This is a genomic window from Candidatus Tiamatella incendiivivens, from assembly GCA_015522635.1.
Lineage (GTDB): Archaea > Thermoproteota > Thermoprotei_A > Sulfolobales > Acidilobaceae > Tiamatella > Tiamatella incendiivivens.
This window is the reverse complement of record WALW01000010.1, coordinates 69270-83515: the sequence shown is the minus strand read 5'-3', so window position 1 is coordinate 83515 and position 14246 is coordinate 69270. Positions and strand designations below refer to the sequence as shown.

Annotated in this window: 14 protein-coding genes and 2 pseudogenes; 6 read left to right on the top strand and 10 right to left on the bottom strand. The window is 44.2% G+C overall.

Going from position 1 to position 14246, the window contains the following annotated elements; all coding sequences use genetic code 11:
* The first annotated feature begins 155 nt into the window (after positions 1-155).
* Positions 156-1253, top strand: a pseudogene (locus F7B60_02470) (aspartate aminotransferase family protein).
* Positions 1198-2325, top strand: a complete 1128-nt coding sequence (locus F7B60_02465) for a M20/M25/M40 family metallo-hydrolase (protein MCE4614382.1) — start codon at positions 1198-1200, stop codon at positions 2323-2325. The pseudogene F7B60_02470 and the gene F7B60_02465 overlap by 56 nt, the downstream one beginning before the upstream one ends.
* On the opposite strand, the gene lysX is transcribed toward F7B60_02465, so the two are convergent.
* On the bottom strand, positions 2236-3138 hold the full coding sequence (gene lysX, locus F7B60_02460; protein MCE4614381.1) for a lysine biosynthesis protein LysX: 903 nt from the start codon (positions 3136-3138) through the stop codon (positions 2236-2238). The two genes, F7B60_02465 and lysX, sit on opposite strands and share 90 nt — an antisense overlap.
* Positions 3139-3140: 2 nt before the next feature.
* Positions 3141-3311 carry a sulfonate ABC transporter gene (locus F7B60_02455; GenBank protein MCE4614380.1) on the bottom strand — a complete coding sequence of 57 codons (171 nt, stop codon included), beginning with the start codon at positions 3309-3311 and terminating at the stop codon, positions 3141-3143.
* Positions 3312-3577: 266 nt separating this feature from the next.
* Between F7B60_02455 and argC the strand changes: the two are divergent.
* From argC to F7B60_02440, 3 genes and pseudogenes are all read left to right on the top strand, one after another.
* Positions 3578-4537, top strand: a pseudogene (argC, locus tag F7B60_02450) (N-acetyl-gamma-glutamyl-phosphate reductase).
* Positions 4538-4650: 113 nt separating this feature from the next.
* Positions 4651-5355 carry a [LysW]-aminoadipate/[LysW]-glutamate kinase gene (locus F7B60_02445; GenBank protein MCE4614379.1) on the top strand — a complete coding sequence of 235 codons (705 nt, stop codon included), beginning with the start codon at positions 4651-4653 and terminating at the stop codon, positions 5353-5355.
* Between the two features lie 57 nt (positions 5356-5412).
* Positions 5413-5697 carry a hypothetical protein gene (locus F7B60_02440; protein MCE4614378.1) on the top strand — a complete coding sequence of 95 codons (285 nt, stop codon included), beginning with the start codon at positions 5413-5415 and terminating at the stop codon, positions 5695-5697.
* Here F7B60_02440 and F7B60_02435 read toward each other — a convergent pair.
* From F7B60_02435 to dcd, 5 genes are all read right to left on the bottom strand, one after another.
* Positions 5694-6686: an ATP-binding protein gene (locus F7B60_02435; protein MCE4614377.1), complete on the bottom strand. Its 993-nt coding sequence runs from the start codon at positions 6684-6686 to the stop codon at positions 5694-5696. The genes F7B60_02440 and F7B60_02435 overlap by 4 nt on opposite strands.
* Before the next feature lie 153 nt (positions 6687-6839).
* Positions 6840-7118: a hypothetical protein gene (locus F7B60_02430; GenBank protein MCE4614376.1), complete on the bottom strand. Its 279-nt coding sequence runs from the start codon at positions 7116-7118 to the stop codon at positions 6840-6842.
* On the bottom strand, positions 7091-7489 hold the full coding sequence (locus tag F7B60_02425) for a hypothetical protein (protein ID MCE4614375.1): 399 nt from the start codon (positions 7487-7489) through the stop codon (positions 7091-7093). The genes F7B60_02430 and F7B60_02425 overlap by 28 nt, the downstream gene beginning before the upstream one ends.
* A 14-nt stretch (positions 7490-7503) precedes the next feature.
* Positions 7504-9036, bottom strand: coding sequence for a leucyl aminopeptidase family protein (locus F7B60_02420; GenBank protein ID MCE4614374.1), 1533 nt, complete (start codon positions 9034-9036; stop codon positions 7504-7506).
* 67 nt (positions 9037-9103) lie between these two features.
* A complete protein-coding gene (gene dcd / locus F7B60_02415; GenBank protein MCE4614373.1) occupies positions 9104-9637 on the bottom strand; it encodes a dCTP deaminase in 534 nt (177 codons plus the stop codon).
* A 190-nt stretch (positions 9638-9827) separates the two neighbouring features.
* On the opposite strand from dcd, the gene F7B60_02410 reads away from it, so the two are divergent.
* Positions 9828-10271, top strand: a complete 444-nt coding sequence (locus F7B60_02410; GenBank protein MCE4614372.1) for an Lrp/AsnC family transcriptional regulator — start codon at positions 9828-9830, stop codon at positions 10269-10271.
* Positions 10272-10356: 85 nt separating this feature from the next.
* Here F7B60_02410 and upp read toward each other — a convergent pair whose 3' ends face one another.
* From upp to F7B60_02395, 3 genes are all read right to left on the bottom strand, one after another.
* Complete coding sequence (gene upp, locus F7B60_02405) at positions 10357-11013, bottom strand: uracil phosphoribosyltransferase (protein ID MCE4614371.1); 657 nt, start codon at positions 11011-11013, stop codon at positions 10357-10359.
* Positions 11014-11909: 896 nt separating this feature from the next.
* Positions 11910-12725, bottom strand: a complete 816-nt coding sequence (locus F7B60_02400; GenBank protein ID MCE4614370.1) for a phosphatase PAP2 family protein — start codon at positions 12723-12725, stop codon at positions 11910-11912.
* A gap of 26 nt (positions 12726-12751) precedes the next feature.
* Positions 12752-14245 (bottom strand): carboxypeptidase M32, encoded by a 1494-nt coding sequence (locus tag F7B60_02395; protein ID MCE4614369.1) that lies wholly within the window; start codon positions 14243-14245, stop codon positions 12752-12754.
* Between the last annotated feature and the right edge of the window lies 1 nt (position 14246).

Here is a 14246-nt window from a genome sequence, read left to right as displayed (position 1 = left end):
TGTTTTTCAGCACTATTTCTTACGGTTTCCAAACCATCTGAAGGAAATAGTTTTATTAGGGGTGTACCACGCCCCCCGGGTGTAAAGGATGATATATCTTGTTAAGCGTATTCAGGTTTTATGGCGCTAGAAACCTTAGGTTGACCAAGGGTTATATGCAGTATGTATGGGATGATGGTGGAAGGAAGTATCTCGACGCTAATAACGGGCATGGTGTTGCTTTCCTAGGCCATTCTAACCCTTTTATAGTGGAAGCTGTTTCGAGTCAGTTATCTACACTCGTTTCACCTGGATTGTCATTTTACAATAATTTAGAAGACAAGACCGCAGAATCGTTGTCTAGGATCGCCCCAGAATCTCATGATACTGTATTTTTCCTGAATACTGGCGGTGAAGCAGTTAAGGTAGCGTTAAAAATAGCATGGGCTTATACTGGTAAAAGGAAAATCATAGCTTTCAAGAATAGTTTCCATGGTCGGACGCTGGGAGCATTGAGTGTTACGTGGAATCCTAGGTATAGGAAAGGCTTCCCGGTTTTGAACAACGTTGTATTTGCCCAATATAACTCTGATTGCGAGGAGTTATACTGAGTTATTGATACTAGTACTGCTGCCATTATAGTTGAACCGGTTCAGGGTGAGGGGGGAATTATACCCGGCACAACCAGTTTCCTAGAATTAGTTGGAAAGCTGGCGAGGGAAAATGATTCATTGCTTATAGTGGATGAAATACAATCAGGTTTCGGTAGAACGGGTAGAATATGGAGTTACACTAAAGCAAGAATATCACCTGACATCTTTGTTGCCGGGAAAGCGGTTGGAGGAGGTTATCCTGTAAGCCTTCTCTTTACTGTGAAGGAAATAGCTGAATCGTTGACGGGGGGTCGGCATGGATCTACGTTTGCAGGTAACCTAGCCGCTATGGCTGCTGTAAGAGCAGCTGTTGATGTTCTTTTCCACGATGGTGTGCCGAAGAGAGCTGAAAGGTCAGGTCGATTGCTCTCGAGTTCTCTGAGAGAAGCATTGGAGTTGAATTCCGTGAGGGACATTAGAGGCGAAGGCCTCATGTTGGGGGTGGAATTGAAGTATAATCCCACCCCTATTCTAAAATGCCTTCAAGACCACGGAGTACTGGCCTTGAAAGCCGGTGCTACCGTAGTTAGGTTTCTACCTCCCTACATGATATCAGGTGATGATATTGAATGGGTCACTAAGTCATTCAGGGAATGCGTCACCAAGACGTATGGCAGCTAACCTGCTTTACAATCTCTTAAAAGAGTACAGCCCTACTGGCATGGAAGAGAGGGCTGTTAAGAAACTAGTAGAGTGGGGTGAAGAGAATGGTCTTAAGGCATGGGTTGAAAGTGCTGGAAGCGGGTTCCTAGCACCGCCGGATACTAGGGAAGTCCGTATATTACTCGCTGGCCATATAGATGCGGTGGAAGGCTGGATAGATCCAGGCTGGCAGGAGGGGAAGGTCTGGGGTAGAGGAGCTGTAGATGCAAAGGGACCCTTAGCTAGTATGAGTGTAGGTCTCCTTCTAGTAGCCATGAATAATCCTTCATGTCCTGTTGCTCTTGCTGGTTTAGCCGGCGAGGAGGGAGATAGTCGTGGAGCGCGGAGGCTTGTTCGTGAAAGACTGGTTCCACCGTTTGTTATTATTGGTGAACCAAGCGGTGGGAATAGAGTAGTTGTTGGCTATAGAGGAGGATTCCACGTTGAAGTAGTCTGTATGGGTAGGGGAGGCCATTCTTCTACGCCTCACTTGGGAGATTCTGCTTTAGACAAAGCCATTATTTTAATAGATAACATCAAAAAATCGTATCCTAGTATAAGCCTGGATGAGCCCAGTATAGCTGTTACAGGACTAGAGGCGCGGGATGCTTGGAATGTTTTACCTAGGAAAGCTATAGTAAGGCTTGATGTTCGCGTTCCACCGGGCTGGACGAATAAGAGTGTAGCACAGAATATTGATAACTTAGCCAAGAGCTATGATTGTGTGACTGCCTTTTCAGGCGGTGTAGAATCTATTAGGGTTAGCTTGAATACCCCTGTTCCTAGAAGCATATCCAGGAGTCTTCTCAGAATGAACGTCAAGCCTAGACCTGTTGTTAAGAGAGGGACTAGTGATAGGAATATACTTGGACACTATGCCCTTAGTATATCAGCATACGGGCCTGGTGATCCCATTATGGCTCATAGTACAATGGAGGTTATAAGCGAGGAAGAGCTTAGTTTAGCGGCTGAGGTTTATAAGCGGAGTATAATCGAGCTCTGCTCTCTGGATACCGGGGGATCTAGTATAATCTTGAGCGAGCTCCAATAAGTAGGTCATTAGGTGACCTGGGAGGTCTACACCTGTAACTCTTACAGTATTCTTGAATTCAGGTACACCGTTGACCTCTAGGACGAGGAACCCTCGATCTTTATCTTCTACAATATCCACCCCGGCAAACTCTGCTCCTACAGCCCTACAAGCCCTCAACGTTAGATCCTCTAGTTCACCTGTTATCTTGGCAGGGAAAGATTGTGCGCCTCTGGCGGTATTAGTTATCCATTCTCTACTGACTCTATATATTCCTGCTGGTACGCTACTTCCTATGCAGAAGGTACGAATATCTCTACCTGGTTTGTCAATATACTCCTGTATATAATGTACTCTCCCATGAGGACCTATGTACTGGCTGTACTCGACTATACTCCTCAATGCCTCTTTATCGTTAGCTAACGCTATTAGTCTTCCCCAGCTTCCATGAAGCGGTTTAACCACCACCGGATAACCGAGTTCTTCCGCTGCGGAGAGAGCTGATTCCTGTGAGAAGGCTATGATAGTCCTAGGTGCCGGTATCCCGGCCTTCTCTAGCAGACTATGAGTTCTAAGCTTGTCGAATGTGGCATATAGGGACTCTACAGTATTAACTGTTCTCACACCGCTACTCTCTAGAGCTGATGATGATGCTAAGGCCTTATACTGTGATGTAGCCCTGATGAGAGCTACATCTATTTCACCTTTCATGCCCAGCTCTAGCGTTGTATTATTCAGGTGAATTAATTTGAGCCCTATGCCTAGATAATCGGCTTTTCCGATAAGCGCCTTCTCCTCCCATCTCAGTATATCGTAGGCTATGGTTATAGGCAACCTTATTCTCCCCAATCCTCCCCCACGTCTTCAGCTATCTTCAGTTTTATCTCACCATTCTCCACGACAACCTCTAGAAGGGCACCGCATTCATGCTCTATCAATTCTCCTGGAAGAGCATCGTCCGGGACGTCAACCATCTCACCGCAAACAGGACATTTAACCTTCACCATACATACCACCTTGGATGCTTTAATCGGGAGAGTGTTACAAGGGTTCGAGGATTATAAAGTGTTCCAATAGTGGGAGACTGAAACAGTACTACCGTTAGTAGAGAGGGTTTGAAAAACGAATAATATCGTTTTCAAGTGATTTAAACCCTGATAAACTAACCCTCCTACCCTAGGGTTGTTAGCTTGATTAAAATAGGAATACTTGGGGGGGGTCAGGATATGCTGGAGGAGAACTCCTAAGGCTTCTCCTCCTCCACAATGAGGTTGAGGTAGTACTAGTTACTAGCAGAGAATATAAAAGGAAGCCGGTACATTACGCCCATCCTGCACTACAAGGTTTCTATAAGGGGTTGAAGTATTCTGAGATAAACCCGGACAGGTTATTTGGCATGGATGTTATATTCAATGCACTCCCGCATGGTATAGGGGCTGGGATAATAGGAGAAGCCTATGATTCCGGCATCCGAGTTATTGATTTAAGCGCAGACTACAGGCTTAGAGACATAGAGTTATATGAAAGATGGTATGGCCCCCATCCAAGGCCTGATCTAATAGGTAAGGCGGCATACGGCCTCCCGGAAATTAATAGGGAAGAAATCGTGGGGTCACAGTTTATTGCCTCGCCAGGATGTAATGCTACAGCTGCTATACTTGCAGCCACCCCGCTTGTAAAGTATAATATAGTAAACGATTTCCTGTTAGCAGATATTAAGGTAGGAAGCAGTGAGGGCGGCTCTAAACCTTCAAGGGGAAGGCATCATCCTGAGAGGTCAGGTAGTATCAGGCCGTATAGTCCATCTGGCCATAGACACCAGGCAGAGGTGTCCCAGGAACTTTCAAGATTATCTGGCAGCAAAAATATAAGAGTATCACTGATCCCTCACGCTGTTCCAGCTGTTAGAGGCACCCTTGCATCCGTTCATACATTTGTAGACGAGATTGATTCTCATAGAGTTTCAGAGGCTTATACCAAATTTTATCTAGGCGAAGGGTTTATCAGATTATCTCATCTTAGCCCTTTAAAGTACCCGGATGTGAAGAACGTTGTAGGTAGCAATTACGTTGATATAGGATATGCTGTGGATGAATCAACCGGGAGGGTAACGGGGTTTGCCGTTATAGACAATTTGGTAAAGGGGGCAGCAGGGCAGGCCGTTCAGAACATGAATTTAATGCTAGGCTTACCTGAGGACGAGGGGTTAAGGCTTCCCCCGTTGAGACCTTGATATGGTGGTTGAATATGGTTATTGTTGTTAAAGCTGGTGGAAGAGTTATACTCTAAAATCTTAATAACCTCTTAGATGATCTGGCTTCAAATTCTACGGTTAGACGCGGTATAGTGTTAGTTCATGGTGGTGGAGACATTGTTACAGAGTATTCAAGGAAAATGGGTGTTGAACCTAGAATAGTAGTTCATCCTAATGGCATGAAGAGTCGGTACACTAGCCTTGAGGAACTCGAAATTTATACCATGGTTATGGCAGGTCTTCTTAATAAGAGGATTGTTTCGGGGCTAGAGTATCGTGGGATAAAAGCTCTAGGCGTCTCTGGCGCTGATCTAGGCTTACTCGCTGCCGAGAGGAAGAAGAGGATTATAATACTGAATGAGAGGGGAAGAATGCAAGTGATACCTGGTGGATATACTGGTAAAATTCGCAATGTGCAGTGCAGTATTTTATGTTCATTACTTGGGATAAGCACTGTTCTGGTAGTAAGCCCGATTGCCCTAGGATTAGAGGGTGAATTGTTGAATGTTAACGGGGATCAAGCTTCGGCTTTAATAGCTACCTCCCTTGAAGCTGAAAAACTAATCTTTCTATCAGATGTTCCAGGCGTCCTATTAGAGGATGGAGTCATACGTGTTATAAGGACAGGAGATGTGGAAGATTTATACATTAAGATAGGGCCCGGTATGAATAGGAAAGTGGTAATGGCTGCTGAGGCCGTTAGTAAAGGAGTTGGGGAAGCCATTATAGCGGATGGTACTGTGGAAAATCCCATCACAACAGCTTTAGCCGGGAGTGGAACCAGGATAGTCCCCTGAGAAACACATACGTCTACTTATTAATAGTTGAATCCTACACTTCAAATTGTGATAAAAATGAATACAGCATCAATAATTATAGGAACTTTCCATAACGCCTTGTCGTTTGACGCCGGCGCAGCAGGCGATCATGAAGGCATGATGGGTGGCTGCTGCGGTGGCTGGGGCTGGATGGGAGTTGGCGTCCTATTCTGGTTCCTTGCGATTATAGTTGTAGTTGCCGTAGTTGTCTACCTAGTTGACAGGATATCGAGAATGCATAGATCTGATGATAGATTGGAGGACGAGATCTATAGGCTTAGGAGAGAGATTAGGGAGTTGAGGGAAAAGAAGGATTCCTAGTCTCCATGGCTCTTGACTGTGATTCTCTCTGATGCTTTTTTGTATATGGAGTCTAGGAATTCATAGTTTTCTATGATGCTTAGTTTTTCTAGTGTCCTTATTATTCGGCTTAGACTGCTTTTAGATATAGTTTTTCCTTCATTCTCCTCCAATGCTTTTTTCAAATGTGTCCATGTGTTATGGCCTTGTGCTAGTAGTTTGAGTGTTCTCATAAGCCTTGATCCGTGGGTTTTCCTTAGTTTCATGATTTCCCGTGTAGCTATGTTTATAGCGTATTCCTCGATGTGACTTATATCTACTAGTTTCTTCTGGGTTACTATATAGTTGCCTGCTATGGTTAGCCATCCTGGAATACCATCGAAAACCTCTACTATCGATTTAATGTATTCAATGGTTGGAGTTATACCTGCTTCCATTAAGCCTTTTCTCATGAAATCAATTGATTGTTCTTCTGTGAATCTTCCAAGTGTGATTGAGTTTATGTATCTTCCATATAGAGGCGAATCGGGGTTCTCTATATCTAGGTAGTCGTAGAGGAGTCCTACTTCGGACCCTGCCAGTATAAACATTATGTTCCTATCGTAATCGTATGCGTGGGCGAGTGCTTTTAGGAAGAGCTCCCCTCTAGGCCCTCTCAGAGCTTGTGCCTCGTCGATAGCTATCAGTATTTTCCTCTTGTTCATGTAGTCGAATAGGGTTCCCAGCGATATTGATTCTCTGCCTCTCCATGATAATTCTACTTCAATTCCTGTTACTTTAATTCCGCTAACTACTTCTAGGATATCTTTCATTTTGTCTAGGAATTTTTTGTTAGACATGGATTCGGATATCAAGCCGTAGAGATCCCTTAGTCCATAGTTGGCTGGGAGGTTCCGGGCATCTATGAGGAGGTAGGGTATACTGATTTCGTTTATAAAGACGCATAGTAGACTGGTTTTACCTATACGCCGTATACCGGTTAGTAGGGTTAATGGTGTATTGTTATCAATGATGTTATGGAGCTGTTCTAGCTCTGATGTTCTATCATATAGTTCGCTCCTATCGCATTTCGGCCTAGGATCGAATAGAATAGTTCACACCCAGAACTATGATCCACACCCAGAACCTAAATAATTTTCCTACCAACCAGCGAATACATAGTATCAAGCCAATAAATGAGCTATTATCGGCACCCGCGCAGAGATCAGTGCCGTTGGTTTCCCTAGTCCACCGCTTTTCACTAATCCAATCACTGTTAGAACATATGTTATTGCCGTTACTGTTACTGAGATCCAGGCCATGTGGCCTGTTAAGTTCAGCTCGTATATTCCTATGATTGTTACTGCTGTTGGCCCATATATGAGGGCTATTATTGCCGGCTTTACAGCGTATCCTATGAGGCTACTTGTTCTTATTAAGAGTATGCCAAGGTAGTCTGGCATGTTTTTATCGAGGATTTTTTTGCAGGTATGATTATGAGGATCGTATCTATGAGTCCTAGCGCTATCGCTATTAGCATTGGGTATAGGAATGTTACTATTATAGAGTGTATGAAACCTCCGAATGCTTGGGTTATTCGTAGTGTGGCCATGTTATACATGGGGTAGATGAATCCGGCCATTAGTATGAGCATTGCACTTATTATAGAGAAGCCTCTGTATGCGTAGATGTTTGCTATAGCCGTGGCTGCTGGTGGCGCCTGTTTCACTGTGTATCTTAGTTTACCGTATGCTTCCCATGGGTTTGTTAGGACTTTGATCGGTAGGAGTAATGCTTGTGTTGCGGATAGGAAAAAGTGTTTAATCGGAGTCAAAAAGTTATCTACCGTTATTGTCTGCTTATCCTGTTCTTGAGGTATTCGTAGTATAGTCTTACCCCGTATCCGGGGGATATGGCTTTGGGTATGTATGGTGGGAGGTATTTCTCCCCTCCTCCCATGGGTATTGCTGTTCCTGCTATGTCTATGTGTGTGTAGGGGGTGTCTTTCGCAAAGTGCTGGAGGAATACGGCTGCGGTTATTGATCCTCCCCACCTGTCCCCTACGTGTTTTAGGTCTGCGTAATCGCTTTTCAGTGCTTTCTTGTATATATCGTCTGTAGGCATCTTCCATACTTTTTCTCCAGTTACATCCATTGCTTTATAGAGGTGTTCTTCTCCATTCTTGTTCCAGTTGAACAGTCCAGCGTATAAGTGTGCTAATGCTACTACTATTGACCCTGTCAGTGTAGAGTATTCTAATATCTCTTTGGCTTTGAGGTCTTTTCTAGCGTATGCTATGGCATCTGCTAATACCATTCGTCCCTCTGCATCTGTGTTTATTATCTCAACCTTGGTTCCATCATACATTTCTACGATGTCTCCCGGGTTGTATGCCCCGCCGTCAGGCATATTCATTGCTGCTGGTAGCAGTGCATATAGGTGTACTGGAAGCTTCATTTTCGCTGCAGAATAGAATGCTCCTAGGGCTGCTGCTCCTCCCGCTTTATCATGCCTCATTGTCTCCATTCCATGGCTAGGTTTTATGCATATTCCACCGCTATCAAAGCATAGTGTTTTGCCGACTATCGCATAGGGGCCTTCCTCTCCTCCCTTGTATTCAAGTATAACTAGCCTTGGCTTCACTTCCGCTCCTTTTCCAACACTTACAAGGCCTCCCATTCCTAGTTTCTTAGCCTCCTCAAAGCCTATTACCCTGACATGAACGTTCTCAAGCATGCCTTCCAATTCCTTAGCATACTTCCCTACGTGCTCGGGAGTCATCTTGTTACTCGGCGCACTCGCGAAGTCCCTCGCCAGATAGACCCCTTCGACGAGGATCTTTGCCTCCTCCAAGATACTTCCCTTATTGCCGCATTTCCCATTCATGTATACTAGTTTGATTGATGTAAGCTTTCTCTTGGGCTCTGTCTTGAAGGCTTCGAGCACATAGGATGCAGAGCCAGCTGCGAATAATGCTTCTCTCAATGCAGTACAGTAATCTATGTTGAACGGGTTCGTGTAAATTATGCGAACCTCCTCGTCTTTATCAACTACTTGGGAGATGAGTGCCCCTATAGCAGATCTCAGCGATTCATACATGGATAGCAGTTTATCTTGCTTCTCAACACTGCCTACGCTAGTGAATATGACTTTATAGGGTTTCTCGCTCCGGTGGAAAATGAAAGTTTCACCGGTTTCTCCTTTATAGCTTGATCTCTCCATTATATTCAAGTAGTCTTCTCCAAGTATAGAGCTTAGATATCCTCTTGCTTCCTCTGGAACAGTTAACTTGCCTTCCTTTTTATAGATCATTACGCCGAGAGTTTCGGTTTCTCCTAGTTCTCTTACTACTTCAAGGATTGGTGGTCGTGTGAATATCATAGTATACCACCGATTATGAATAAATTGTTAAATCGTGGAATAAAATGTTAAAGTACAGAGTGTAACTTCATGTACCAGTTTCGAAGACCTTAGGGAGCCGTACCCCCCTTTGACCTTGGTATCTGCCTTTATACGGTTTCTCCGCAGGCCTATCGAGTTTGACTAAAACTAGATGGATGAACCTCTCATCCGGGTACAAGCGCACAGGATACTCGCCTCCAACCACCTCGATTGTCAGTTCTCCTTGGAACCCAGCGTCAACTACGGTGGCAGGTATGAACAATCCGAGCCTAGCGAATGTTGAGCGGAGGTTAACTAGTCCTGCCACATCATTCGGTAAACCAACGTATTCCCTGGTGTGGAGGAGTATATGTTCATGTGGATACACTATGAATGAATCATATTTCCCGCATTCATAGTAGTCTTCGGGGAGTCCTCCCTCTCTAATGTCTAATACCTTCCAAACCCGTTTCATACGGCAGAACATACCTCCCAGCCTTAGGTCTACACCGTTCTCCCTAACAGTATCACTACTGACCGGGTCTATTATTAGGCGGCTGCTGGAGACTAGCTCTCTTATAGTTTTATCGCTTAAAATCACAGCTATCACCGTCTTCGAGAAATCACTGTTTACTTTGAATGAGTATATTAAAAGGATTTATTGTAACGCGCATCTTATGCTTCTCAGGTAATCTGTTTTAGAGACATAGAACTCCCGTGATACTGAATACACTATATTATTAGTTAAATAACATCGTAGATTAGTAGAGAAACAACCTGGTAGAATAATCTTGCGTGAATTTAGAATGGACGGGAAGGATTACAGGCTAATAGATATATTAAGAAAAGATGGGAGAGCCCCTTATAATAGGATAGCCGGAGAATTGGGTATTAGTGAGGCAGCTGTAAGGAAAAGGATAAAGAGGCTTTTAGATAAAGGCATCATACTAAGATTTACTATAGACTACAAAGTTCCCGGAGAAAGTATAGCTATAGTTTTCGTGAAGACTGCGCCCCCTACGCCTACTCCTGTAATAGCAGAAAGGATTCTAGGTTTAGACTTGGTAGACAGGGTTTACGAGGTTACTGGAGAATATGATATACTAGCCATAGTTAAGGCTTCATCAATAGATGATATAAACAAGATCATAGATCACGTTAGAAGCCTTGAAGGTGTTGTTAGTACGAATACTATTGTGGCTTTGAGAGTACATGCAGGCATTGCCAGGTACTAGTATACGAATAGTATTATTCAACTTACTAGCAGATGTGACGGTTTTAGGTTTCTAGTTTTCATAATGTAGATAGATAATTATCTGTTTACCCGAAACTCCTGTCGCCAGCGTCTCCCAAGCCAGGCACAATATATCCTTTATCATTTAAAATAGAGTCTATGGCTACAGTGTATAGTTTTATGTATGGATGCCTGGTCATCAGCCTCTCTAACCCGTATTCCGCTGCTATCACACTAGCTACAATAACCTCGGTCTCCTCACTGATTTTAGGTTTTAAGAGGTTCAATACTCTTATCATTGTGGAAGCAGTTGCTAGCATAGGGTCCGCAATAATTACTAGTGATCCCTTATCTATAGGTGGAATGTTATAGTAATTCATTACCACGTCGAATTCCCTTCCCTCCCTGCTGGAATCTTCTACTCGTTTCGCCCCAATGAATCCTACTCTGGCTTTCTTATAGACATCTATCATGCCCTCCACTAGAGGTAGTGCTGCCCTGAGGATGCCGACTAATACAATGTCCTCATAGTGCTTCGGGTTTTTGTATTCCGCCACTCCTAATGGCGTCTCTACTTGCTCAATGCTATATTCACTATTGTTCATTATTTCAATGGCCAGGACCCTCCCTAGTTCCTTCATGGTGTCACGGAAGACGTTTAATGGAGTGTTTTTACCGCGTAGGATTGATAAAAGATAGCTAGGATAAACTTCGTTAATTACCCGGATTCTGTGATCCCCCACAGTTTTACCCGGGAGTAGATCAGTTCTCTAGAGTAGGGTATAATAAAGGTTATCTATCTTAACATCCCTCCTGGAATAATGGTATGTGGAGATAGCGTTTCTCCCACTATATTGGGGTGAGTTTGGAAGGTGGGTTCGACGGGTTGGAGACTCTATATTACCGCTTTACTGTTAACTACACTTGTAACGGTAGCTGCCGCTGTTTACTTTACTGGCAGGGAAGGAAATAGCGGTACTGAGAATCCTGTGTTCGAGGTTTACGGTTTCTGCTCTCCAACGAACGATTCCTCTATTATATGTGCTGGAAATATGGTTAACCAGGGAGCATCTATAATACCTATAAGCAACATAACTCTGAGTATAGGGTCGTACTCTGGTAAAGTGATTCTTTACCCTAGCTTGATTCTCAAAGAGTACTCGAGTGTGAATTTCGAGTTCATATTAGATGATACTGGTAGATATACTCTTTACGGTAGTGATGGTGTTTCCCGGATGGTTTGGGAGGGTAGTATACAGCCATTACCTCCCATTTCCGTGGAACCCGAGTTAGTGTTGAATGAGACCCATCACTCGTATAGGAGTAGCGGGCTTATACCTGTGGAGATCAATGACTATCAGTTCGTCTCCAACGAGTCTGGAAGCTATTTCGGAGTCATCTACTTCCGGGGTAGCTCTAATGTATCGTATGTGGATGTCAAGCTTATGATACTTCACGATAGGCTTGCATGGGAGGATGTTGTCACTAACGTTGAGGAAGAGCTTTTCGTCATACCTTTCCAGACGGCATTATATCCAGCAGGTGAATCAAGCCTGCTAGGATACCCCAGCCGTGTCACCGTATCATTCGAGTCTACCGATGAGGTGAACGTCACGGTTAGATTTGAGGTGTATAGAACTCAAAGCGCTGTCGTCACATTCGATTTGGGTTTCCAGAGCTTGAATGATACTCTACCAATACTACCGCCACACTTTTCTGACACTCTATTCAACCATTCACCATACTTCCTGTATATCTGCCCTACACCCCAGACGGTGAATAATCCTACTAAGTAGCCTGCTATGATATCGATGAGATAGTGGTTACCAGTATAAAGTACAGAGAACGCCATTAGCCCGGAGAATACTCCACCTATATATAGTGATTTCCTAGACCTAGTAAGCCTGTATATGCTCGCAACGAATATCACTGTTAGCCCGACATGTAGACTTGGGAGGGCAGCGTATGGATTGGGGTCATAGTATTGCCTGTGTAATATTGCTGATACCGCCATTACTAACGGGTTGGGGAGTCGGGTAACTCCAGGTATAGCTATCCAAGGCGGGGCAACTGGAACTAGGTAGAATACTGTGACCCCTATAGCGCTGGCGAGTGTGAACTCTAGGGTGAACCTAGTGTATTCTCTACTATCACGCGGGAAAAACAGTAAAACAAGAGCGTATAGGACTAGGTAAACGGGATGCAGGGCGTATATTACAATGGATGTGTAGTCTGCTATTATATTTCGGTGGGAGAGGAATATTATTGTAAGCGGCTGATGGAATAGTTTCTCCTCGAAGGAGATTAGGAATCTATAGGTGACTGTTTTGTCGAAGTGTACTATCACTGCTCTTGAGTACTCATAGTAGATGTAGATTAGAATGAATGGTATGGCGCAAAGAATTTTCCGAGTAAGAAAAACAGTGGTTAGCCTGGTTTCTGAGGGATTCGCCAAAAAAACCTGCCCCAACCTATCCTAGTCTACCTAAGGTACTTCTGTTCAAGGTATGCTACGTATACCTCGGGTTCCAAGTCCATGCCAAGAGCTCTTCTAATAAGATCTTTTGGCGGATAGACGCTTCCATGTCTATGTATGTTCTCACGGAGCCATCTCCTAATTCTCCCGAACTTTAGCCTCCTGACATCCTCATCGACGTCCGGTATTTCCCCTCTTATCTTCCTCATGATCTGGGCTGATAATAGTGTTCCAATACTGTATGTCGGGAAATACCCAATGCTACCCATGCTCCAGTGTATGTCTTGTAGTACCCCTTCACTATGACTCTTGGGTTCTACACCCAGGAGTCTCTCCATCTCCTCGTTCCATACCTGCGGGAGTTCCTCAATACCGAGAGATCCTTCTATCATCATCTTCTCGAGCCTATATCTTAGCATTATATGGAAATTATAGGTCACTTCGTCGGCCTCTGTTCTTATCAGGCTAGGTCTTACAGTGTTGAAGTACAGGTAAACGTCTTCGGGAGTATAGTTTCTGAGGAATACCAGGTACCTCTTCATATAGGGATAGAAAGACTCGACGAACTCCTTACTACGGCCTATCTGGTTCTCCCAGAATCTCGACTGGCTCTCATGTACTCCTAGGCTAACTCCTCCTGCAACGGGTGTTGCAATGAATCTCTGGTCTACACCCAGCTCGTATAGGGCGTGCCCGAACTCGTGTATTGTACTAAGGAGGCTTCTCTTAAAGTCTAATCCTTCATATCTCGTTGTTATTCTAACGTCGTTTATTCCTATGCCTATCGTAAAAGGATGCGCGGAAATATCTAGGCGTGCTCTATCCCAAGGGTATCCTAGGATGGTTAAAGCTTTATTGTTAAGCTTCTTCATTGATTCAGCTCTATACCGAACCTCCTCGAGAGGATGCTTATCAGGCACAGTGTACTCATCCATGATCTTATCATAGACCTTTTTCAAACCAGGCTCTAGCTTATTGAACATAGAGTCAACATCACTTGTAGTTAGTCCTTCCTCGTAGAGGTCGAGGAGAGCGTCTAATGGGTGCTTCTCATATCCCAGGTAGTCTGCTGTCTTCCTCGTCAGCTCAACTATCTTAGCCAGGTAGGGTTTGAATATCTCGTAGTCACCATTCGCCTTTGCCTTCTTCCAGAACTCTAGGGCTAATGTAGTAGTTTTCGAGACTTCGGCTATATGCTCCGGCGGGATCTTCCTAGCTTGGTCTATGCCCCTCTTCAGAACTCTCACGATCCCTTTCTCGACGTCGTTTAGATTTCGCTTCCTCGAAGCCTTTTCAACTAGTTCGACGAAGTCAGGCTTTAATATTAGCTGGTGTCTGAGGACTGCAATGTTGCTACCTGCTATGCTTCGCTCCTTGACTCCTCTTGGAGGCATATATGTTTCCTGATCCCATCCCATGAGGCTCCCGGATACTCCTAGGGACCAGATTGTTCTGTATTTCCCTATAATTTCTCTGATAATTTTCTTACGAGAAACCATG

Excerpts from the sequence above, each read along its gene's own strand:
- F7B60_02420 (MCE4614374.1), bottom strand. The coding sequence starts at position 9,036 with ATGATATTCACACGACCACCAATCCTTGAAGTAGTAAGAGAACTAGGA.
- F7B60_02430 (MCE4614376.1), bottom strand. The coding sequence starts at position 7,118 with ATGCCAGACTACCTTGGCATACTCTTAATAAGAACAAGTAGCCTCATA.
- F7B60_02455 (MCE4614380.1), bottom strand. The coding sequence starts at position 3,311 with ATGGTGAAGGTTAAATGTCCTGTTTGCGGTGAGATGGTTGACGTCCCG.
- F7B60_02395 (MCE4614369.1), bottom strand. The coding sequence starts at position 14,245 with ATGGTTTCTCGTAAGAAAATTATCAGAGAAATTATAGGGAAATACAGA.
- F7B60_02440 (MCE4614378.1), top strand. The coding sequence starts at position 5,413 with ATGAATACAGCATCAATAATTATAGGAACTTTCCATAACGCCTTGTCG.